The sequence below is a fragment of the Kitasatospora sp. NPDC094028 genome, from assembly GCF_049543595.1.
Lineage (GTDB): Bacteria > Actinomycetota > Actinomycetes > Streptomycetales > Streptomycetaceae > Kitasatospora.
The window spans coordinates 349,962-371,453 of the sequence record NZ_JBMVFA010000002.1 but is presented as its reverse complement, the minus strand read 5'-3'; the positions used below and the strand labels follow the sequence as shown (position 1 = coordinate 371,453).

The window sequence follows — 21,492 nt, the reverse complement described above, 5'->3', positions numbered from 1 at the left end:
CGCCTGCTGCCCCGGCACCGAAGAGCACCCAGCCCCCACTCTGGCCTGGCTCACGGCGACGTCCGTCGTCCTGTCTCTCCCCTCTCCACGTCACTTCCTCACGGAGGTTCCCGTGCGTACCCTCAACTCCCCCTCCCTCACGCTCGCCAGGCAGTCCCTGCGCGCCGGACTCACCCGGGCCGGCTGGGCCCCCGAGTCCGTCATCAGCGCCGAACTCGCGCTCGCCGAGCTGATCGTCAACGCGTTGCGGCACGCCGCCACCGTCTCCCCGGTCGTCTTCTTCTCGCTCGTCGACAACACCCTCCGGGTCGACGTCTCGGACGAGAGCCCCGTCCTCCCCCAGCAGCGCACGCTGCTCGACCTCGCCGAGACCGGCCGGGGCCTCCACCTCGTCCAGGGCCTCACCCGGGCCTGGGGCGTCGACCCGCAGGAGCGCGGCAAGTCGGTCTGGTTCACGCTGGACTCCGCCGCGTGAGCCGCCCGCCCATCGCCCCCGACGACCCCCGGATGCACGACTACACCCCCGACCACATCACCTCGCTCCTCCGCGAGTTGCGCAAGCGCGGCGCCCCCCACGGCCTCCTCTGGGGCTCCGCCGCCCCCTCCGGCACCACCATCGACGGCCGGGTCCTCGTCGACTTCGGCCACTCCCCGGTGAGCACCCTCCTCAACCTCCTCCACCTCCTCCGCGACCTGGAGAGGGACGAGCCGTGGACCCCCTGAGGTTCTTCGTCGGCGCCGTCCTCGTCGCCCTCCTCGCGCTCGCGATCGCCACCGTCGTCCTCGGCGTCGTCGCGACCCTGAAGATGCCGCCCCGCCCCGACGAGCAGGACGAACGGCTCTGAGACACGCGAAGGCCCTCGCCCACCCGGGCGAGGGCCTCGCGTCAGTCACCCGGCCTCAGCCGTTGTAGGTCAGCGAGAACGAGCCGACCGCCTGGCCGGCGGTGAAGAAGGTGGTGTTCAGCTGCGCATCGAGGAACTTCGCGCCGTTGTAGTCGACCGCGAACCCGGTCGAGGTCAGGGTCTGGGTGGTGCCGCTGGTGGCGGTCCGGACCGTGCCGACCGGCTTCAGCAGCGAGACCGGCGCGGTCGCACCGTCCGGGACACCGGTCAGGCGCCAGAGGCTCGCGTCGAACGCGAGCCGGCTGAAGGTGATGCTCTTGCCGGTCTGCAGGTCGACGAAGAGCAGGCTGCCGTCGAGCGTGGCGTTGCCGTAGTAGCCGCTCAGGTGGAGGCTGCCGCCCGTGACCGGCAGGCTGGTCGCGAGGCCGTTGGTGGCGTCGTAGGACACGCTCGCGTTCGGCAGCGGCACGATCACCACGCCGTTGGTGGCGGCCGCCTCCAGGAACGCGTTGCTCTCGGTCACCACGGCGCTGCCGGTGGGGGCGGTGGTCGTGGTGTCGGCCGCGGCCAGGCCGCTGAAGCCGGTCGCGGCGAGGACGACCGCGACTCCGCCGGCGAGGAACCGGGCGGTGGTACGGGACATGCGGGTCTCCTTGGGAGAGGAAGGTGTCGCTGCGAGGGTGACCGGGCCGGCGGCCGCGGGCACGAGGCCCCCGGCCGCCGGGTGGTGCGGGGTGGATCAGGTGAGGGTGGCCGCACCGCAGGACGGCAGCGCCAGGAAGCCGTAGCTCGCCAGGTCGTTGCCCGCGACGGTGTCGTTGCACAGCCAGCCGCTCGGGCCGAAGATCGCCTGCAGCGCCTGGCCGTGGGCGTCGGTGGCGGTCCACTCGGCGTCACGGAACACGTTGTAGACCACGCGGCCGAACTGCGAGTCGGCGAAGGTGGCGTCGATCTGGTTGTTGGTGACCGGGGTCAGGGTGGTGCCGCTGATCTGCACGTTGCGCAGGGTCAGGTTGCCGGGCAGGTCGGGCGCGGTGCCGTGGCCGCCGACGGTCTGGCCCAGGTAGTGGGCGACGGAGTACGGGAAGACCACGTTCGGGTCGTTCAGCGCGGTGTTGGTGCCCTCGTTCTCCTCCGGGCCGGTGGTGACGCAGCCGCCGATGGCCGGGCTGCCGATCGCCGAGAGGAAGAACGCGCGCGTGCCGGAGTCGGCCTGCGGCAGGAACGGCTTGATGGTGGCGTTCGGCAGGCTGGTGCTGATCTGCTGCCAGTTGGTGATGGTGCAGGCGTAGATGCCGTTCAGCTGCGCCGGGGTGAGCTGCGACGGCGCGTTGCCGGTCTGCTGGGCGGACCAGGTGACGGCGTCCCGGGCGAGCGCGACGAAGTCCAGCCCGTGCGGGTCGGGGTTGGGCGCCGGGGCCACGACCGGGCCGCGCGAGGAGCGGGCGAAGTCCACGGTCGCGCTGGTGTTGAGGTTCAGGGCCTTGATGCCGGCGCCGGAGCCGTTCGGACGGGTGATCGACGTGGCACCGGTCTTGGTGGTGATCGGCGAGCTGCCGGTCGCGTCCCAGCTGTACAGGTGCGGCGCGGTGGAGCCGGAGCCCAGGGAGGCGTTGTAGTCGGCCGAGAACTGGTTGAACACGGCCTGGGTGGTGTCCGAGCCGACGCCGACGATGTCCTGCGCGTTCGGCAGGGTCGGCAGGGTGGACGGGTCGGCGACGGCGGTGCCGCTCGCGACGGTGGCGAGGGAGGTCGCCAGCGCGGCGGCGGCGAGCAGCTTGGCAGCGGTCTTACGCATGTTCCGGTTCCTCCGAGGGGGAGAGACGTCCATCGCGTGACCGGGGCTCCGGTCGGGAGCTCCGGGCCGGCGGGCCGTGTCTGCTGCGGCCGCTCCGGCGATGCCGATCCTGGCCGTCCTCCCGGTTGCGCCGGAAGGCCGGTCGGACCGGGCCGGGGATTGTCGACTCATCGGTTAGACCACGTTTAGGCACTGGTCAGCGCGGACGCGACAGGCCCGCCGCACCCCCCGCCGACCCGGCCGACGTTCTTCTCCAGGAGGCGGCTCGGGGTGTTGCCGGAAACCTGCGCTTCACCGGAACTGCACGCGGCGCAACACTCACCACGGCGGGCGCCCGCCACGCCGCAACTCCTGCCCCATCCAATGGAGTCCGGCCAGGAAGCCGTCCACCCCGGCCTGGCACTGGTCGCGTCGCAGGTACCCCCGCGCACTGCGCGCGACGGGCACCGCGCCGGCGGCCGCCCGCCGGGTGCTGCGCACCGGCAGGTAGGCGGACCACACCCACTGGCGGGCCTCGGACTGCGCCATCGAGCACCGCAGTGCGGCCCGCTCGATGAGCAACTCCCGTACGGCCTCCGCCAGTTCCTCCTCACTGCGGTAGGTCCGCACGCCGACGCCGAGCGGCCGCCCGTTGGCGGCGCGCAGCGTCCATCCGACGCAGCGGTCGGCCGCGGGGACGATCAGCAGTCTCGGGCCGCGCCGCTCAGCGGCCATCGGGGCGTCTCGACGACACGGGTCTCGACGGCAGTTCGCGCGCCGGACGGCCGCGCCCCGCCGGGTCGCGCGGCGGCACCCCGCGCGGCGGAACCTCACGCGGCGGCACCCCGCGCGGCGGAACCTCACGTGGCGGCACCCCGCACGGCCGAACCTCACGCGGCGGCACCCCGCACGGCGGAACCTCGCGCAACGGAACCTCACGCGGCGGCTGCTTGGCGAGCAGCACCACGAACCGCCGGAACGCGTTCTGGCAGGTGGCGTACCGCTCGTAGGCACGGCTGGAGCGCACCTCGGGCAGGGCGCGGGTGCCGGGGACGACCCAGATCCAGCCGATGCCGTCCCGGACGTGGGTGATCCGCGCGGTGAGGTCGGCGGCCCCGGCGCGCAGGCCGTCGAAGCCGCGTTCGGCCTCCCCCGGTGTGTCGAACAGCGCGGCGGTGATCGCGACCACCCGCCCGTTCGGTGCTTTCAGTTGCCAGCGGTAACGCCCGTCCGGAGCGCGCTCGGTCCGGAACCCCCCACGACTTGCCCCTGCTGCGGTGTGACCGCGGCCGGAAGCGTCCACTGCCCCTCCGTCCGGTTTCCCCTCCGAGACGGATGACAAGCTATGTGTGCACACGGAACCACGAAAGCCCAGAAGGTTCACAACTTGCGCTGTTGGTCGGGAAGTTCTCCCTTGTTCAGCTGTCAACAACCGACCTGAGGGGCCTCACAGCCGGGCGCTCCAGCGCACCCGGGCGCCCCTGCGGTGCGGCCCCGGCTCGTGCCAGGCGTCGCCACCCAGAGCCTCGGCGCGCCGGGTGAGGTTGAGCAGTCCGCTGCGCCGCCCGCCGGCCGGGATGCCGACCCCGTCGTCGGTGACGGTGAGCAGCACGCCGGGGCGGCCGCCGCGGGCCGGCGACTCCGGGTCGCCGCCGACCGGCCGGCCGTCGCCGCCCAGGTGGATGGTGGCGTCGATCTCCACGCCGACCCGGGAGGCGCGCGCGTGCCGGGCCGTGTTGGACAGCATCTCCCGTAGCGCGGCCAGCAGTTGGCGGCCGGTGTTCTCGCCGACCAGGCTCTCGACCGGCCCGACGAAGCTGACCGAGGGCTTGAAGCCGAGGGCGGCCGCGGCCTGACTGGCCTCGCGCAGCACCCGGGTGCGCAGGGTGTCCGGGGCGTCGCCGTGGTTGTCGTGCTGGAGGGCGTAGATGGTGGTGCGGACCTCCTGGATGGTGGCGTCGAGCTCGTCGACGGCCTTGCCGATGCCGACCTTCACCTCCGGCACGACGGACCGTCTGGCGGCGCTCTCCAGCATCATCCCGGTGGCGAACAGCCGTTGGATGACCAGGTCGTGCAGGTCGCGGGCGATCCGGTCGCGGTCCTGGAAGACGGCGAGCCGCTGCTGGTCGCGCTGGCCCTCGGCGAGCCGCAGGGCGAGGGCGGCCTGGGAGGCGAAGGCCTCGGCAAGCTGCTTCTCGGAGTCGGTGAACGGCACGGCGCCGCACGGGCGCCAGACGCACAGCCCGCCGAGCACCCGCCCGGCCGCGACCATCGGCACGGCCATCGACGGGCCGAAGGAACGGGCGTGCCGCATCACCACGGTGGGGTCGGTGGACATGTCGTCGAGGTAGACGCTCTCCCCGGCGAGCAGCCGGGCGGCGAAGCTCTCCTTGGGCAGCAGCTCGCCGCGGACGAACTCGGCCACCTCGCCGGAGGCGTGCGCGACCCGCATCTGCCCGTCGCCGGGCCCGTCGCCGTCGCCCTCCGGGCCGGTGGGCAGCAGGATCATGCCGAGCGCGGCGTCGGCCAACTCCCGGACCTGCTCGGCGGCGACGGTGAGTGCGGTCTCGGCCTGCGCGGCGGAGAGCAGCGCGGTGGTGACGGCGGCGGCGCCGGCGATCCAGCGCTCGCGGCGGCGGCCCTCCTCGTAGAGCCGGGAGTTCTCGATGGCGACGCCGGCCGCGGCGGCGAGCGCGTGCACCACCTGCTCGTCCTCGGGGGTGAAGGCGCCGCCGCCCTTCTTCCCGGTGAGGTAGAGGTTGCCGAACACCTCGGCGCGGACCCGGATCGGCACGCCCAGGAAGGTCTTCATCCCGGGGTGGTGCGGCGGGAATCCGGAGGAGCGCGGGTCGGCCCCGAGGTCGGGCAGCCGCAGCGGTTCGGGGCGGTCGATGAGCGCGCCGAGGATGCCGCGGCCGGTGGGCAGTTCGCCGATCGCGGCGGCGGTCTCGTCGTCGACGCCGACGTGGATGAAGTCGGCGAGGCCGGTGCCGCCGGGGGCGATCACGCCGAGGGCCGCGTACCGGGCGTCGACGAGCTCGGCGGCGCCGGTGGCGATCCGGTGCAGGGTGGCGTGCAGGTCGAGTCCGGCGCCGATGGAGACCACGGCTTCCAGCAGCCGCTGCATCCGGTCGGTGACGGCGGCGGCGGACTGCAGGCGCTCGGAGACCTCGGTGACCAGGCTGTCCAGCCCGAGCGAGGCGATCTCGGGCACCCGGTGGGGTGCCGGCTCGGGGGCGGCGGCGGGGAGGTCCGGCGTGGGGTCCATGTCGAAAGCCTAGTTTGTACGGTTTTCAGCTGGCCGTCTCAAGAGAGCGACGCGGCCGGTTCCAGCAGCCCGTCCGCCTCCCGCTCGCGCCGCCGCATCGCGTGCAGCCGCCCGTCCGGGTCGGCGACCAGCTCGGACCAGCGGCCGCGCTCGGCGACCCGTCCGCCGTCCAGCACCAGCACCTCGTCCACGGTGTCGTCGTCCAGCCCGGCCAGCCGGTGGGTGATCAGCACGGTGGTGCGGCCCGCGGTGGCGGCCAGCAGGTCGGCGGTGAGGGCGTCGGCGGTGGGCAGGTCGAGGTGTTCGGCGGGCTCGTCCAGGACGAGGACGGGGAAGTCGGCGAGCAGCGCCCGGGCGAGCGCGAGCCGCTGGCGCTGGCCGCCGGAGAGCCGGGCGCCGTGCTCGCCGACCATGGTGTCCAGGCCGGCCGGCAGGCGGTCGGTCCAGTCGAGCAGCCGGGCGGCGGCGAGCGCGGCGCGCAGCTGCGGCTCGTCGGCGTCGGGGCGGGCCAGCCGCAGGTTCTCGCGCAGCGAGCTGTCGAAGACGTGGGCGTCCTGCGCGCACAGGCCGATCACCCGGCGGACGTCCTCCCCGGCGAGCGCGCGGCTGTCCACAGCCTGTGGACGACCGGCGGCGAAGGTGACGCTGCCCGCCCCGGGCTCCAGGAAGCGCAGCAGCGCCTGGGCCAGGGTGGTCTTGCCGGAGCCGGACGGGCCGACCACGGCGATCCGGCGGCCGGGCGTCAGGTCGAGGTCGATCCCGGTGAGCGCGTCCACGGCCTGCCCGGGGTGCCGGACGGTCAGCCCGCGCACCGCGACGGGCAGCGGCTGCTCGGGCAGCGGCGCCGGCTCGACGGGCTCGACGACGGGCTCCGGAGCGGACAGCACCTCGTCCAGCCGCGCCCGCGCCGCCCGGCCGCGCTGCCGGGCCTGGACGGCGAGCGGCATCCCGGTGACGGCCTCGAAGGCGGCCAGCGGGGTGAGCACCACCAGGGCCAGGCAGACCGGCGCCAGCGCGCCGTCCCGCACCCCCTGGACGCCCACCGCGGCCGCGGCCGTCACGGTCAGCCCGGTGAGCAGCGCGATCAGCCCGGTGCCGAGCGCGGTGGTCGCCGCCGAGCGGGCGGCCAGCCCGGTCAGCGCGGCGTCGGCGGCGCGGGCGGCGGCCAGCCGGCGCGGCAGCGCGCCGGCCACGGTGAGCTCGGCGGTGCCGGTGAACACGTCCACCACACCGGCGGCCAGCCGGCCCCGCGCGGGCGCCTGCCGCCGCTCGGCGCCGGCCGACCAGCGGGCGGCCAGCGCGGGCACCAGGACGCCCGCGAGCAGCAGCCCGAGGCCGAGCACCAGCCCGGCGGCGGGCAGGAAGGCGCCCAGCGCGACGGCCGAGGCCAGCCCGACGACGCCCGCGACGGCGGCCGGCAGCCGCCAGCGCAGGTGGTGGTCCTGGACGGCGTCCACGTCGGCGACCAGCCGGGAGAGCAGGTCGCCGCGCCGGAAGGCGGGCAGCCCGGCCGGGGCGAGCACGGTGAGCCGGCGGTGGACGGCGGCGCGCAGGGTGCCGAGGGTGCGCAGCACCGCGTCGTGCGAGACCAGCCGCTCGGCGTAGCGGAAGACGCTGCGGCCGATGCCGAAGGCGCGCACCGAGGTGACGGCCATCATCAGGTAGAGCACCGGGGGCATCTGGGAGGCCCGGGAGATCAGGTAGCCGGAGGTGGCCATCAGGGCGACGGCGCTGCCGAGCGCGAGCGCGCCGAGCAGCACGGACAGCGCGAACCGCGGCGTGGCCCCGGCCTCCTCGGCGGGCTCCTCCGGTACGGCCGGAGCGGCGGTCGGCCGCCCGCTGCTCACCAGGAGGGGCACCGCACCGGGCGATTCCACGGCCCCCGCCCCCGCCCCCGACCCCGCCCCCGCCAGCCGGACCCGCTCGTCCGCGACGGCGAGCAGGGCCGGCCGGTGGGCGACCACCAGCACGGTGCGCGCCGGGTCCTCGGCGAGCGCCCGCACCGCCTCGACCACGGCCGCCTCGGAGGCGCCGTCCAGGTGCGCGGTGGGCTCGTCGAGCAGCACCAGCGGCCGGTCGTCGGCGAGCAGCACCCGGGCGAGGGCGAGCCGCTGCCGCTGCCCGGCGGAGAGCCCGGCGCCGTCCTCGCCCAGCGGGGCGTCCAGGTCGGTGACGAAGTCGAGCGCGTGCGCGGCCCGCAGCGCCGTCCACAGCTGGTCGTCGCTCGCCTCCGGCCGGAGCAGCCGCAGGTTGTCGGCGACCGTCCCGGCGAACAGGTGCGGGTACTGCGGCACCCAGGCGATCTGCCGCCGCCAGCTCGCCGGCTCCAGCTCGGCGAGGTCGTGGGTGCGCCCGTCCGCGCCGGTGATCCGGACGGTGCCGGCCTCGGCGGCGCTGAGCCCGAGCAGGACGGCCAGCAGGGTGGACTTCCCGGCGCCGCTCGGCCCGGTGAGGGCGACGGTGGTGCCCGGACGCAGCGTCAGCGAGGCACCGTCCAGGGCGGCCTCGGCGCGCCCGGGGTGCCGGACGACCAGGCCCTCGGCGGCGATCACGGCGCCGGCCAGGGCGGGCGCGGGGCGGGTGCCGGCGGCGGGCAGCGGCGTCTCCAGCACCTGGAAGATCCGGTCGGCGGCGGTCAGGCCCTCGACGCTGGAGTGGTACAGCGCGCCGACCTGCCGGATCGGGAAGTACACCTCGGGGGCGAGGATCAGCACGACCAGCCCGGTCTCCAGGTCGAGGGTGCCGTCGACCAGCCGGAAGCCGATGGTGACGGCGACCAGCGCGACGGACAGGGTGGAGAGCAGTTCCAGCGCGAAGGAGGAGATGAAGGCGATCCGCAGCGTGCGCAGGGTGGCCCGGCGGTAGTCGGCGGTGATCCGGGCGATGGTGGCGGCCTGGGCGCGGGTCCGGTTGAACACCTTGAGGGTGGGCAGCCCGGCGACCACGTCGAGGAAGTGGTGCGAGAGCCGGGCGAGGGTGTCCCACTGCCGGTCCATCCGGGCCTGGGTGGCCAGGCCGATGAGGGCCATGAACAGCGGGATCAGCGGCAGTGTCCCGGCGATGATCGCGGCCGAGGTGAAGTCGGCGCCGACGATCCGCAGCAGCACGATCGCCGGGACGGCGACGGCGAGCGCCAACTGCGGCAGGTAGCGGGCGAAGTAGTCGTCGAGGGCGTCGACGCCGCGGGTGGCGAGGGTGGCGAGTTCGCCGGTGCGCCGGCCCGCCAGGTAGGCCGGGCCGAGCGCGGTGGCGTGGTCGAGCAGGCGGCGCCGCAGGGTGGACTTCACCTGGGCGACGGACCGGTGCGCGGTGAGTTCGGTGAGCCAGCCGACCAGCCCGCGCCCACCGGCGGTGAGCGCGAGCAGCACCAGCGGCGTGGCCAACTCGCCCACGCCCTCGCCGCGTTGGAAGGCGCGGACGACGATCTCGGCGATCAGGCTCGCCTGGGCGACCACCAGGGCCGCGCCCGCCGCGCCGAGCAGCACGGATCCGGCGAGGAAGGCCCTGGTGGTGCGGGCGTAGGCGAGGAGGCGGGGGTCGACGGGCTTCACGGCGTCAGGCCTGCTCGACCGGCTGGGCCGGGCCGTGGCCGGGGATGTGCTGGACGCCGATCCGCTTGCGGAACACCCAGTACGTCCAGCCCTGGTAGAGCAGCACCAGCGGGGTGAACACGGCCGCCACGATGGTCATCAGCTTCAGCGTGTACGGCGCCGAGGCGGCGTTCGAGACGGTGAGGCTCCAGGCGTCGTTCAGGCTGGACGGCATGACGTTCGGGAAGAGCGCCAGGAAGAGCATCGCGACGGCTGCGACGACCGTCGCCCCGGAGAGGGTGAACGCCCAGCCGTCCCGGCCCAGCCGGGTGGCCACCAGCGCACCGACCAGGGCGAGCACGGCGACGACCAGCGCCACCAGGCTCCGCCCGTTGCCGCTGTCCGCCTGCGTCCAGGTCAGGAACACCAGCGCGAGTGCGGCGGTGGCCAGCCCGGCGACCAGCGCGGCCCGGCGGGCCCGCTCGCGGATCTCGCCGACCGTCTTGAGCGCCGCGAACACCGCGCCGTGGAAGGTGAACAGGGCGAGCGTCACCAGGCCGCCGAGCAGCGCGTACGGGTTGAGCAGGTCCCAGAAGGTGCCGACGTAGTTCTTGTGCGCGTCGATGTCGACGCCGCGCACGATGTTGGCGAAGGCCACGCCCCACAGGAAGGCCGGGAGCAGCGAGGTCCAGAAGATGGCCTCCTCCCAGTTGCGCTGCCAGCGGGCGCCGTCCCGCTTGGCCCGGTACTCGAAGGCCACGCCGCGCACGATCAGGCAGACCAGGATGACCAGCAGCGGGATGTAGAAGCCGCTGAACAGCGTCGCGTACCAGTCCGGGAAGGCGGCGAAGGTGGCGCCGCCGGCGGTCAGCAGCCAGACCTCGTTGCCGTCCCAGACCGGGCCGATGGTGTTGATCAGCACCCGGCGCTCGGCGGTGTTCCGGGCCAGCGGCTTGGTGAGGATGCCGATCCCGAAGTCGAAGCCTTCGAGGAAGAAGTAGCCGATCCACAGGACCGCGATCAGCACGAACCAGACGTCGTGGAGTTGCATGTCAGATCCTCAGTTCCGGCTGCGTCAGTACGCGAAGGCGAGCGGCTTGTCGGCGTCCTCGTCGGCGGCCGGGCCGCGCAGGGACGGGTCCTTGGCGGGCGGTCGCTCGGTCACCACCGGCCCGGCCTTGGCGTACTTGACCAGCAGCCGGACCTCGATCACGGCGAGGACCGCGTACAGCGAGGTGAAGGTGACCAGGGCGCCGATCTGGGTGCCGACGCTCACGTTGGGGGAGACGGCGCTGGCCGTGGTCATCAGGCCGAACACGGCCCAGGGCTGACGGCCCATCTCGGTGAAGATCCAGCCGAAGCTGTTGGCGATCAGCGGGAAGCCCATGGTCAGGATGCCGATCCGCCAGCTCCACTTGGTGAGCAGCGGGCCCAGCTCCCGCTTCGGGGTGAGCATCAGCCGGGGCACCTCGGTGTCGCCGGTGCGGAACTCGGGCCGCAGGAACAGCTTGCGCCGGGTGGTCCAGAGGCCGATCAGGGCGGCCACGAAGGACGTCATCCCGAAGCCGATCATGAAGCGGAAGCCCCAGTAGGTGACGAAGACGCTCGGGATGTAGTCCTTCGGGTTCCCGCCGTGCGCGGCGGCCTCGGCGGCGGCGGTGTCGTTGATGCCGGGGACGGAGGAGCTGAAGTCGTTGTGGGCGAGGAAGGAGAGTATCCCGGGGATCTCCAGCTCGACCGAGTTGTGGCCCTTGCTGACGTCGCCGACCGCGAAGATCGAGAACGGGGCGGGCGACTGGGTGTCCCACAGCGCCTCGGCGGCGGCCATCTTCATCGGCTGCTGCTCGAACATGACCTTGCCCAGGCTGTCGCCGCTGAGCGCGGTGCCGGCGCCGAAGACGACCGCGAGCACCAGGCCGAGGCGCAGCGAGGTGCGCATCACGGCGGTCTTCTTCGGGTCGGCGGCCTCCGGCCGGCGCTTGGCCTTCCAGAGGTGGAAGGAGGAGATGCCGACCACGAAGGCCGCACCGGTGAGGAAGGCGGCGGTCAGGGTGTGGGCGACGACGGTGAGGGTGGTGTTCTGGAACAGCACCTTGGCGATGTCGGTGAGCTGTGCCTTCCCGGTGACCGGGTCGATCGCGTAGCCGACCGGGTGCTGCATCCAGGAGTTGGCGGCGAGGATGAAGTAGGCGGAGAGCACGGTGCCGAGCGCGACCATCCACATGCAGGCGCAGTGCAGCTTCTTCGGCAGCTTGTCCCAGCCGAAGATCCACAGGCCGATGAAGGTGGACTCGAAGAAGAAGGCGATCAGCGCCTCCATCGCGAGCGGGGCGCCGAAGACGTCGCCGACGAAGCGGGAGTAGTCGGACCAGTTCATGCCGAACTGGAACTCCTGCACGATGCCGGTGACCACGCCCATCGCGATGTTGATGAGGAAGAGCTTTCCCCAGAACTTCGTGGCGTGGAAGTACTTCTCCTTGTTCGTCCGCACCCAGGCGGTCTCCAGTCCGGCCACGATCGCGGCCAGGCTGATGGTGAGCGGGACGAAGAGGAAGTGGTAGACGGTCGTGATGCCGAATTGCCATCGCGCGATGGTTTCGTGAGCGATTGCCAGTTCCACGTCGCCCTCTCTCCAACCGGCCCCCATGGGCCATTTCCGGACAGATTTCACCTATAGCCGCAGACCGTCGCGGAGCCGCACAAACTTGTCCGCTTGTGAACGTGAACACGTTCACAAGCCCCAGTATCCATCATCCTTACGGAGGAACCGCAGGTGGGGTGGGGTTGACTTGGCGTACCGGAACGTCACGCTCCGCACAGTCTGCGGGCCAGGCACACGGCCCGGCAACGCCCATCCGGTCCCATCCGGTGTCCGATCCGGCCCTTGACAGCACCGCGCCCCGCTCGCATCCACGAGCGGGGCGTGCTACCGGCGGGCGGGCGCTACCGCAGCCGTCAGGCGTTCGTGGGGAGTTCGACGCGGAAGGTGGCACCTTCGCCCGGGGCGGTGGCCAGGGTGAGGGTGCCGCCGTGGGCGCGGGTGAGGGCGGTGGCGATGGCGAGGCCGAGGCCCGCGCCGCCGCCGTTGTCGCGGCTGCGCGAGGCGTCGACGCGGTAGAAGCGGTCGAAGGCCCGCCGGGCCTGGTCGTCGGTGAGGCCGGGCCCGGAGTCGGCGACCTCCAGCAGGCAGACCCCGTCCGGACCGGCGCCGACGCCGATCCGCACCGGGGTGCCGGCCGGGGTGTGCTTGACCGCGTTGCCGACCAGGTTGGTGACGACCTGCCGCAGCCGCGCCTCGTCGCCGAGGACGGGCGCCGCGCCGGGCGCGCCCGTGCCGTCCGGGCCGGTGAGCGCGACCGGCCGGCTCGGGTCGAGCGCGGTGAGGTCGTGCAGGGCGTCCGCGGCGAGGGTGCGCAGGTCCATCGGGGCGAGGTCGAGCGGGCGTTCCTCGTCGAGCCGGGCGAGCACCAGCAGGTCCTCGACCAGGCCGCCCATCCGGACGGCCTCGCTCTCGATCCGGGTCATGGTGCGGCGGACGTCCTCGTCGGTGGGCAGCGCGCCCATCCGGTACAGCTCGGCGAAGCCGCGGATCCCGGCGAGCGGGGTGCGCAGTTCGTGCGAGGCGTCGGCGACGAACCGCCGCATCCGCGCCTCGGATTCGGCGCGGGCGGCGAAGGCCGTCTCGATCTGGTCGAGCATGCCGTTGAGCGCGACGGACATCCGCCCGACCTCGGTGCCGGGCGGCAGTTCCGGCATCCGGTGCGACAGTTCGCCCGCGGCGATCCGGGCCGCGCCGGCCTCGATCCGGCGCAGCGGCCGCAGTCCGGCCCGGACGGCGAAGAAGCCCAGCGCCGCGATCAGCACCAGGACGGAGCCGCCGATGGCCAGGAAGGAGGTGCGCAGGCTGCCGAGGGTGGCGTCGATGTCCTCGCGGGAGACGGCCACCATCACGTACGCCGGGGCGATCGCCGGGGACACGTACGCGCCCTGACCGGGGAACTGGCCCGCCGGCTGGTCCTTTCCGGCGGCTGGTGCGCGCGGGGCCTGGAGCGGCAGCACCAGCACCCGCCAGCCGTGGTGGCTCCCGGCCTGGTCGGGCAGGTCGAAGGGGACGTCGGGAGAGGTGGCGGTGGGGTCGAGGCCGGCGAGCTGCGGCGCCGGGTCGGTGTCCGAGACGGGCTGGCGCACGACGGCCTGCACCTTGCCGTCCGAGGACAGGTACTGCACCAGGTACTGGCTGGGCAGGCTGAGCCGCTTGCCGGTGACGGCGGGCCGCCCGGGCGCGGACGCCACCGGCAGGTTGGGGGGCCGGCGGGACAGCAGCGGCCCGTACCGCTGGAGCTGTTCGTCGAGTTGCTCGACCAGCTGCACCCGCACGGCGCCGAGCACGACGGCGTCGCTGACCACCAGCCCGGTGGTGACCAGCACCAGGGCGAGCACCAGCAGCCGGGCGCGCAGGGACAGCCGCGAGCTGACACGGGCGAGCACGGGGCCGGCCGTCAGTGCTGCGCGGGGCGGCGCAGCGCGTAGCCGATGCCGCGCACGGTGTGGATCAGCTTGGGGCCGTGCGCGGGGCCGGAGTCGAGCTTGCGGCGCAGGTAGGAGATGTACGACTCGACGATGGAGAGGTCGCCGCCGAAGTCGTAGGCCCAGACGTGGTCGAGGATCTGCGACTTGGAGACCACCCGGCCGACGTTGGACATCAGGTAGTGCAGCAGCTTGAACTCGGTCGGGGAGAGCGCGACGGACCTGCCGGCGCGGGTGACCTCGTGGGCGACCGGGTCGAGGGCCAGGTCGGCGACGACCAGCCGGCCGTCCTCGGCGGGGCCGCCGGAGCGGCGCAGGATGGCCCTGATCCGGGCGATCAGTTCTTCCAGGCTGAACGGCTTGGTGACGTAGTCGTCGGCGCCGGCGGCGAGGCCCTGCACTTTGTCGCCCACGCCGTCCTTGGCGGTGAGGAACAGCACCGGCAGGTGGTCGCCGGGGTGGCCGTGCCCGTGGCCGTGCCCGGTGCCGGCGATCCGGCCGCGGCTGGTGCGCTCGCGCAGCCGCTCGACGACGGTGAAGCCGTCGAGGTCGGGCAGCATCACGTCGAGCACGACGAGGTCGGGCCGTTCGGCGGCGATGAGGTCGAGCGCCTCGGTGCCGCTGGCGGCGGAGGCGACCCGGAAACCGGAGAAGCGCAGGGAGGCGGAGAGCAGTTCGCGGATGTTCGGCTCGTCGTCGACGATGAGCAGGAACGCCTCGCCCTGGCCCCCGGCCACCGCGGAGCCGCCTGCTGTGGTGACTGTGCCTTGCACGGGGGTTTCGCCTCCCGGTCGGACGATGACGTTCAGCATGAGGCTAGCCCCCGGAGGCTATGCGGCATGGATGAATGTTGGATTAACACCTTATCGGTCGGTTTTTCGACGACACGCCTGCGGGGACCGGCTCGGTGGTGTGCGCACCGGATCCCCACCGGGTCTCCCCCCGCCCGACGGCGGTGGCCGGGGAGTCCCCTGCGCCCCCCGGCCACCGCCGTCCGTCCCTACCGCTCAACCGGTCACCGGAACTGCCCGGCCCGGTAGCCGCCGGCCGGCTGGCGGGTGATGACGTTGCCCCGGTTGAAGGCGTTGATCACCGCGATCAGCGACACCAGCGCGGCCAGCTGCTCCTCGTCGTAGTGCTTCGCGGCGTTCTCCCACACCTCGTCGCTCACCCCGGCGGCGCCGTCCGCGAGCCGGGTACCCTGCTCGGCCAGCTCCAGGGCGGCCCGCTCGGCGTCGGTGAACACCGTCGCCTCCCGCCAGACCGCGACCAGGTTCAGCCGGACCGGGTCCTCGCCCTCGTGCACGGCGTCCTTGAAGTGCATGTCGACGCAGAAACCGCAGTTGTTGATCTGGCTCGCGCGCATCATCACCAGCTCCTGCGTCGCGAGCGGCAGCGTCGAGGACTCCCGCAGCAGCTGGGCGGCGGCGACGAAGTGCTTGAAGACCTTGCCCATGATCGGGCTGGCGTAGGGGTTGAGGCGGGCTTCCATGGCGTGCTCCCGGTGTCGTTCTTCGGTGGACACCCTCTTTGACAGAACAGCCCGCCCGACTGTGACAACCCCCCGGTGTGACCTACGCCACCCGCTCCCCGACGTAGGCTGCCGAACGTACCGAGGGAGGGGTTCCATGACGGACACGGCGATCGGCACCGGCCCCACCTCATCGCAGTGAGCCGGACCGCCGAATCCCGCGCCCTGCTCCTGCGGGCGTGCGCGCGGGCCGGGCTCCCCGCCGAGGGCGCCGAGCCGATCCGCCACGGCGAGAACGCGCTCTGGCGACTGCCGGGCGGGGTCGTCGCCCGCATCGGCCGTGACGGGCAACTGGCGGCCGCAGGGCGTGAGTTGGCCGTCTCCCGCTGGCTGCACGCGCGCGGCGTCCCGGCCGTCCGCCCGCTCGACGCCGTCGACCAGCCGCTCGACCTCGACGGCCGGCCGGTCACCTTCTGGCACGAACTCCCGCCGCACACCGCCGGAACGGCGGCCGATCTGGCGCCGCTCCTCCTCCGGCTGCACCGACTTCCGTCCCCCTGGCCGCCCTTGGTTCCACTCGATCCATTCGTCCGACTCCCCCAGCGCATTGACGGAGCGTCAACCCTGCGGCCGTCCGACCGCCGCTGGCTCCGCGCCCGCCTCGCCACCCTCCGCACCGCCTGGGCCGACCGCCCGCCCGGCCTGCCGACCGGTGTCGTCCACGGCGACGCCTGGGGCGGCAACGTCGCCGTCACCGCCGGCACCACCTACCTGCTCGACTTCGAACGCACCGCGCTCGGCCCACCCGAATGGGACCTCACCGCCATCGCCGTCGAACGCGACACCTTCGGCTCGCCGTCCTACGCGGCTTTCTGCGCCGCCTACGGCACCGACGTCACCACCTGGCCCGGCTACCCCGCCCTGCGCGACATCCGCGAACTGCGCCTCACCCTGTTCGCCCTCCAACAGGCGGCCGCCGACCCCGCCCGCCACACCCCCGAAGCCCACCACCGCCTCGCCTGCCTCCGCGGCGAACACGGCCCCCGCCCCTGGCACTGGACGGCGCTCCCCTGACCCTCCCCGGCAGGGACCGCGCCCTCCGGCACCTCGCGCCCCCGCACGAGCTGCCGCGGTGCATTCACTCCCATCCCATTGCAACGCGCAGCCCCGGTTCGTTGCGTTAGGCGGCAGACCCACCGCAACGATTTCCCTGCTTTGACCTGTAGTTACTGCCATTTCACGCAAGATCGCCGTTGCCTGACTCGCAAACGCAACGTAGCTTTTCCTCTGTCAGAAACGCCGGGCGGGGCGCGAGAAGCCCGCCGGAACACCATGAGGAGAAACCACCGTGCGTACCTTCACCACCCCCGCCCCGATCGCCACCGTCCTCGACGTCGCCGCCGCCCACATCCGGTTCATCGCCACCGACCGCGCCGACACGACCGTCGAGGTCCGCCCCGCGAACGCCGGCAAGTCCCGCGACGTGAAGGCCGCCGAGCAGCTGCGGGTCGGCTACGACAACGGTGTCCTGCGCATCGAGGCCCCGGCCGCGAACAACAGCCTGCTGGGCAACTCCGGCACCGCCGAGATCACCGTCCAGCTGCCCGCCGGTTCGACCGTCGAGGGCAAGGCCGCCGACGCCGACCTCCGGGGCGTCGGACGCCTGGGCGACGTCACCTTCGAGGCCGCCCGCGCCACCGTCAAGCTCGACGAGAGCGCCGCCACCCACGTGACCCTCCAGGCCGGCGACGTCACCCTCGGCCGCCTGAACGGCCCGGCCCAGGTCGGCACCCAGCAGGGCGACCTCACCATCACCGAGGCGGCCCAGGGCCCGGTCGTCCTGCGCACCGAGTCCGGGAACATCACCGTCACCGCCGCCCGGGGCGTCTGCGCCACCCTCGACGCCGGCACCTCCTACGGCCGGGTCACCAACTCCCTGGTCAACACCGGCACCGCCGCCGTGGCCATCCGCGCCACCACCTCCTACGGCGACATCACCGCCCGCAGCCTCTGATCCCCGCCCCCCGACTCCCCTGCCACACAGCGAAAAGAAGGAAGCATCATGATGGAGCGCCCCGAACTGCAGCAGGCCGTCCAGGAGTTCGTCGACGCCGGTTTCGCCGGCATGCAGATGCGGGTGAACGACGAGCGGGGCGAGTGGGTCGGCAGCGCCGGCGTGCGCGAGCTGGGCGGGAGCGCCACGCCCTCGACGGACGGACGGTTCTGGGCGGGCAGCTCCACCAAGACCTTCGTCGCCGCCCTGGTGCTGCACCTGGTGGCGGACGGCGCCATCGACCTCGACGGCCCGGTGGCCGACCACCTGCCCGGGTTCGGGCTGGACCCGCGGATCACCGTACGGATGCTGCTGCAGCACACCAGCGGGCTGCACAGCTACACCGGCGAGCTCGACCCCGAGGGCACCTTCGTGCCGGGCCTGCCCGGGACGGGCAAGCCGTGGGTGGACAACCGGTTCCACACCTACCGGCCGGAAGAACTCGTCCGGTTCGGTCTGTCGAAGCCCGCCCGGTTCGAGCCGGGGACGGACCAGAGCTACTCCAACACCAACTACACCCTGGCCGTGCTGCTGATCGAGAAGGTCGCCGGGCGCTCGTACGCCGAGGAGATGGAGCGGCGCATCCTGCGGCCGCTCGGACTGCGGGACACCATGGTGCCGGGAAGCTCGCCGGAGCTCCCCGAGCCGCACGCCCACGGCTACTACCGCTACCAGGACGGCGACGAGTGGAAGGTCGTCGACGTCACCCGCCAGAACCTCTCGATCCTGGTCGGCGCCGGGGACCTGATCTCCACCACCCGGGACCTGCACACCTTCTTCTCCGCCCTGCTGGGCGGCAAGCTCCTGCCCGCCCCGCTGCTGGCCGAGATGCTCAAGCCGCACGGCATGCTCAACTACGGCCTGGGCCTGTTCGTCCAGGAGCTGGACCCGGAGACCGGCGTCACCGTCGTCCACCACAACGGCGGCGCCCCGGGCGGCTACGGCGCCCTGATGATCAGCACGCCGGACGGCAGCCGGACCCTCACCGCCGGGCTGACCACCGGCGACTCCGAGAAGGACCCGACCCAGGAGTTCCCGAAGGCCTTCGACCGGCTCGTCAAGGCCGTGTTCTGCAACGACTGACGGCACGCCGCGCCGCGGATCCCGCTCGACCACACGCGAAGGCCCTCGCCCCGGACAGGGCGAGGGCCTCGCGGGCGTCCGACGGCTCCGGGTCAGCCGCCGGACGGGTTCCGGTTCCCCCCTCCGAATCCGCCGGCGAAACCACCGCCGCCGCCGGCGCCTTCGACGAGCTGGCCGGCGTTGTAGCCGCCACTGGCGTCGGGGGTGCCGACGACGGTCACGCTCTGGCCGGGCAGCAGGTCCGCGACCTTGCCCTCCTTATGGAGCGCGCCCCTGCGGAACGGAAGGGCCGGAGAACCGGCAGGCCTCAGCCGCTGATCTCCTTGCGGAACGCCTCCGCCACCGACAGGAAGATCGAGTTGCCCTCGGCCTCGCCGATCGACACCCGCACGCCCTCCGGGAACGGCCGGACGATCACGCCGGCCTCCTGGCAGCGCGCCGCGAAGTCCGCCGAGTGCTCGCCGAGCCCGAGCCACACGAAGTTGGCCTGCGAGTCCGGGATCTCCCAGCCCTGCTCCCGCAGCCCGGCGACGACCCGGCCGCGCTCCTCGACCAGCGCCTCGACGCGCTCCAGCAGCGCCTCCTCGCTGCGCAGCGAGGCGACGGCGGCGTTCTGCGCGAGCTGGCTGACGCCGAACGGCACCGCGGTCTTGCGCAGCGCGGCGGCCACCGGCTCGTGCGCGACGGCGAAGCCGACCCGCAGGCCGGCGAGGCCGTACGCCTTCGAGAAGGTGCGCAGCACGCACACGTTCGGGCGGTCCCGGTACAGGTCGATGCCGTTGGGCACCTCGGCGTCCCGGATGAACTCGATGTACGCCTCGTCGACGACCACCAGCACGTCGCCCGGGACGGCGTCCAGGAAGCGCTCCAGCTCGGCGCGGTGGATCACGTTGCCGGTCGGGTTGTTGGGGTTGCAGACGAAGATCAGCCGGGTCTTCGGGGTGATCGCCGCGAGCATCGCGTCGAGGTCGTGGTCACCGCCCGCGGTGAGCGGCACCATGACCGGCTTGGCGCCGGCGACCTGGGTGATGATCGGGTAGGCCTCGAAGGAGCGCCAGGCGAAGATCACCTCGTCGCCCGGGCCGGCGGTGGCGAGCACCAGGGACTGGGCGACGCCGACCGAGCCGGTGCCGGTGGCGATGTGCTCGACGGGCACGCCGAAGCGCTCGGCCAGCGTCTGCGCCAGCTCGCTCACGCCCATGTCGGGGTAGCGGTTGAAGGACCCGGCCGCCGCGACGGCCGCCTCCAGCACGCCGGGGAGCGGCTCGAACGGGTTCTCGTTCGAGGACAGCTTGTAGGCGTCGGCGCCGGCGGGCTTGCCGGGCTTGTAGGTGGGGATGCCGTCGAGGGTCGGCCGCAGCTGCGGGCCCTGCGCTGACGTACCACTGCTCACGGTCGTACTCCTTCGTGTCTCTCCGGTCGCGTCTTCTGTTCCGCCCGCCGTGGCACGGTCGGGGTCGCCGTCGTGCCGCGGGCTCCGGAACGCGCTCCGGACCACCCCCGGTCGGGTGCTTTGCACGATACCGACCGCCCTCACCCGTAGGAGTGAGATGCCCGGACGGGTTACAGGTGCAGATCAGCCATTCTGCCCGGTTCCTTCGGCACATGTCAGAGGTAAGAGCCCTGCTCGTGGGCGGGTATCGAAGGGGCGCACCCCGGCTCACTCGCGGAGAAACGTATCTCCACGTGCTCCCGATGCGCCGGTCACAGACCCTTGTCAGGAGCCATACGATCGGTCCGCCATGACAGCAGCAGCCAACCAGAGCGGTCGGCGACCCACCACCTCACGGCGTCTTGAGCGGGCCGGCATCCGGGATGTGGCAGCAGCCGCCGGAGTGTCGATCACCACCGTCTCCGATGCGCTGAACGGAAAGGGCCGCCTGCCCGACGAGACCCGCAGCCGGGTGCGCGAAGTCGCCGAGCGCCTCGGCTACCGCCCCTCGGCGGCCGCCCGCACCCTGCGCACCGGTCGGTCCGGCCTGATCGGGCTGACCGTCACGACGTACGGCGAAGAGCCCTTCACCTTCACCGAGTTCGCGTACTTCGCCGAGATGGCCCGGGCCGCCACCAGCGCCGCCCTGGGCCGCGGCTACGCGCTGGTGGTGCTGCCCGCCTCCTCCCGGCACGACGTCTGGGGCAACATCGCCCTGGACGGCACCGTCGTGATCGACCCGCCCGACCAGGACCCGCTGGTCAGCGAGCTGTACCGGTCCGGCGTCCCGGTGGTGAGCGACGGCAAGCCGGGCAACTGCCCGGTCACCGCCTGGGTCGACAACGACCACGAGGCCGCCGTGCTCGGCATCCTGGACCACCTCTCGGAGGCCGGCGCCCGCCGGATCGGCCTGCTCACCGGCACCAGCACCGACACCTACACCCGGCTCTCCACCGAGGCCTACCTCGGCTGGTGCGCCAAGGTCGGCCAGGAGCCGGTGTACGAGGCCTACCCGGCGCACGACCCGGCCGCCGGCGCCGTCGCCGCCGACCGGCTGCTCGCCCGCCCCGACCGGCCGGACGCCGTCTACGGCCTGTTCGACCCCAACGGCACCGACCTGCTCGCCGCCGCCCGCCGCTACGGCCTGCGGGTGCCGGACGACCTGCTGCTGGTCTGCTGCAGCGAGAGCGACGTCTACGCGGCCACCGAACCGCCGATCACCACCCTCTCGCTGAAGCCGCGCCGGATCGGCACCACCGTCGTCAACCTGCTCATCGACGCCATCGAGGGAGTCGACTCGGGCACCGGCGTGGACATCGCCCGGCTCTTCCCGCCGCGCTTCCGCACCGCCGGGAACGGCCCGCCGCCGGGCACCCTGATGCCCACCGAACTGATCGTCCGCGCGTCCTCCCAGCGCCGGAGCCCGCGCACCACCGTCAGCCCTCCCCGGCCCCCGGGCGAGGTCTAGACCATACCGAGTCGGGACAAAACGGACCTAGCGGGACG

19 protein-coding genes are annotated in these 21,492 nt (G+C 73.2%); 7 read left to right on the top strand and 12 right to left on the bottom strand.

The features are described 5' to 3' along the window. The first annotated feature begins 112 nt into the window (after positions 1-112). From ACPC54_RS04710 to ACPC54_RS04700, 3 genes are read left to right on the top strand one after another with little or no spacing between them, the layout of a single operon-like run. Positions 113-475 carry an ATP-binding protein gene (locus tag ACPC54_RS04710; RefSeq protein ID WP_498961161.1) on the top strand — a complete coding sequence of 121 codons (363 nt, stop codon included), beginning with the start codon at positions 113-115 and terminating at the stop codon, positions 473-475. After that, the gene (locus tag ACPC54_RS04705) at positions 472-723 is read left to right on the top strand and encodes a hypothetical protein (RefSeq protein WP_498961159.1); all 252 of its coding nucleotides are present in this window, start codon (positions 472-474) and stop codon (positions 721-723) included. The genes ACPC54_RS04710 and ACPC54_RS04705 overlap by 4 nt, the downstream gene beginning before the upstream one ends. Continuing rightward, complete coding sequence (locus ACPC54_RS04700) at positions 711-845, top strand: hypothetical protein (RefSeq protein ID WP_498961157.1); 135 nt, start codon at positions 711-713, stop codon at positions 843-845. The genes ACPC54_RS04705 and ACPC54_RS04700 overlap by 13 nt, the downstream gene beginning before the upstream one ends. Positions 846-900: 55 nt before the next feature. Here the strand turns inward: ACPC54_RS04700 and ACPC54_RS04695 are convergent, their stop codons facing one another. The 11 genes from ACPC54_RS04695 to ACPC54_RS04645 form a co-directional block, all read right to left on the bottom strand. Then, positions 901-1,488: a hypothetical protein gene (locus tag ACPC54_RS04695; protein WP_498961155.1), complete on the bottom strand. Its 588-nt coding sequence runs from the start codon at positions 1,486-1,488 to the stop codon at positions 901-903. Between the two features lie 96 nt (positions 1,489-1,584). Further along, positions 1,585-2,643, bottom strand: a complete 1,059-nt coding sequence (locus ACPC54_RS04690; RefSeq protein ID WP_498961153.1) for a PstS family phosphate ABC transporter substrate-binding protein — start codon at positions 2,641-2,643, stop codon at positions 1,585-1,587. A 318-nt stretch (positions 2,644-2,961) separates the two neighbouring features. Beyond that, a complete protein-coding gene (locus tag ACPC54_RS04685) occupies positions 2,962-3,357 on the bottom strand; it encodes a hypothetical protein (RefSeq protein WP_498961151.1) in 396 nt (131 codons plus the stop codon). Beyond that, complete coding sequence (locus ACPC54_RS04680) at positions 3,347-3,811, bottom strand: hypothetical protein (protein ID WP_498961149.1); 465 nt, start codon at positions 3,809-3,811, stop codon at positions 3,347-3,349. Before ACPC54_RS04680 ends, ACPC54_RS04685 begins: the two co-directional genes overlap by 11 nt. A 258-nt stretch (positions 3,812-4,069) precedes the next feature. After that, a complete protein-coding gene (locus tag ACPC54_RS04675) occupies positions 4,070-5,890 on the bottom strand; it encodes a sensor histidine kinase (protein ID WP_498961147.1) in 1,821 nt (606 codons plus the stop codon). A 38-nt stretch (positions 5,891-5,928) separates the two neighbouring features. Further along, on the bottom strand, positions 5,929-9,441 hold the full coding sequence (cydD, locus tag ACPC54_RS04670) for a thiol reductant ABC exporter subunit CydD (RefSeq protein ID WP_498961145.1): 3,513 nt from the start codon (positions 9,439-9,441) through the stop codon (positions 5,929-5,931). Positions 9,442-9,445: 4 nt separating this feature from the next. Further along, complete coding sequence (cydB, locus tag ACPC54_RS04665) at positions 9,446-10,471, bottom strand: cytochrome d ubiquinol oxidase subunit II (RefSeq protein WP_498961143.1); 1,026 nt, start codon at positions 10,469-10,471, stop codon at positions 9,446-9,448. Positions 10,472-10,495: 24 nt separating this feature from the next. Continuing rightward, the gene (locus ACPC54_RS04660; protein WP_498961141.1) at positions 10,496-12,040 is read right to left on the bottom strand and encodes a cytochrome ubiquinol oxidase subunit I; all 1,545 of its coding nucleotides are present in this window, start codon (positions 12,038-12,040) and stop codon (positions 10,496-10,498) included. Positions 12,041-12,375: 335 nt separating this feature from the next. Beyond that, positions 12,376-13,908, bottom strand: coding sequence for a sensor histidine kinase (locus ACPC54_RS04655; RefSeq protein WP_498961139.1), 1,533 nt, complete (start codon positions 13,906-13,908; stop codon positions 12,376-12,378). A gap of 11 nt (positions 13,909-13,919) precedes the next feature. Further along, entirely contained in the window at positions 13,920-14,684 is a 765-nt protein-coding gene (locus tag ACPC54_RS04650; RefSeq protein WP_498961561.1) for a response regulator transcription factor, read from the bottom strand. 278 nt (positions 14,685-14,962) lie between these two features. Next, on the bottom strand, positions 14,963-15,439 hold the full coding sequence (locus tag ACPC54_RS04645) for a carboxymuconolactone decarboxylase family protein (RefSeq protein WP_498961137.1): 477 nt from the start codon (positions 15,437-15,439) through the stop codon (positions 14,963-14,965). Between the two features lie 177 nt (positions 15,440-15,616). Between ACPC54_RS04645 and ACPC54_RS04640 the strand changes: the two genes are divergently transcribed. From ACPC54_RS04640 to ACPC54_RS04630, 3 genes are all read left to right on the top strand, one after another. Beyond that, positions 15,617-16,492: a phosphotransferase gene (locus ACPC54_RS04640; protein ID WP_498961135.1), complete on the top strand. Its 876-nt coding sequence runs from the start codon at positions 15,617-15,619 to the stop codon at positions 16,490-16,492. Between the two features lie 274 nt (positions 16,493-16,766). After that, positions 16,767-17,432, top strand: a complete 666-nt coding sequence (locus tag ACPC54_RS04635; protein WP_498961133.1) for a DUF4097 family beta strand repeat-containing protein — start codon at positions 16,767-16,769, stop codon at positions 17,430-17,432. Positions 17,433-17,480: 48 nt separating this feature from the next. Continuing rightward, positions 17,481-18,554: a serine hydrolase domain-containing protein gene (locus ACPC54_RS04630; RefSeq protein ID WP_498961131.1), complete on the top strand. Its 1,074-nt coding sequence runs from the start codon at positions 17,481-17,483 to the stop codon at positions 18,552-18,554. Positions 18,555-18,861: 307 nt separating this feature from the next. On the opposite strand, the gene hisC is transcribed toward ACPC54_RS04630, so the two are convergent. Next, a complete protein-coding gene (gene hisC, locus ACPC54_RS04625; protein WP_498961129.1) occupies positions 18,862-19,947 on the bottom strand; it encodes a histidinol-phosphate transaminase in 1,086 nt (361 codons plus the stop codon). 349 nt (positions 19,948-20,296) lie between these two features. Between hisC and ACPC54_RS04620 the strand changes: the two genes are divergently transcribed. Further along, complete coding sequence (locus ACPC54_RS04620) at positions 20,297-21,454, top strand: LacI family DNA-binding transcriptional regulator (protein WP_209415535.1); 1,158 nt, start codon at positions 20,297-20,299, stop codon at positions 21,452-21,454. The last annotated feature ends 38 nt before the right edge of the window (positions 21,455-21,492 follow it).

What these genes read in the sequence shown, in the direction of transcription:
- ACPC54_RS04695 (WP_498961155.1), bottom strand. Translation starts at nt 1,488, where the DNA reads ATGTCCCGTACCACCGCCCGGTTCCTCGCCGGCGGAGTCGCGGTCGTC.
- ACPC54_RS04690 (WP_498961153.1), bottom strand. Translation starts at nt 2,643, where the DNA reads ATGCGTAAGACCGCTGCCAAGCTGCTCGCCGCCGCCGCGCTGGCGACC.
- ACPC54_RS04685 (WP_498961151.1), bottom strand. Translation starts at nt 3,357, where the DNA reads ATGGCCGCTGAGCGGCGCGGCCCGAGACTGCTGATCGTCCCCGCGGCC.
- ACPC54_RS04675 (WP_498961147.1), bottom strand. Translation starts at nt 5,890, where the DNA reads ATGGACCCCACGCCGGACCTCCCCGCCGCCGCCCCCGAGCCGGCACCC.
- cydB (WP_498961143.1), bottom strand. Translation starts at nt 10,471, where the DNA reads ATGCAACTCCACGACGTCTGGTTCGTGCTGATCGCGGTCCTGTGGATC.
- ACPC54_RS04645 (WP_498961137.1), bottom strand. Translation starts at nt 15,439, where the DNA reads ATGGAAGCCCGCCTCAACCCCTACGCCAGCCCGATCATGGGCAAGGTC.
- ACPC54_RS04630 (WP_498961131.1), top strand. Translation starts at nt 17,481, where the DNA reads ATGATGGAGCGCCCCGAACTGCAGCAGGCCGTCCAGGAGTTCGTCGAC.
- ACPC54_RS04620 (WP_209415535.1), top strand. Translation starts at nt 20,297, where the DNA reads ATGACAGCAGCAGCCAACCAGAGCGGTCGGCGACCCACCACCTCACGG.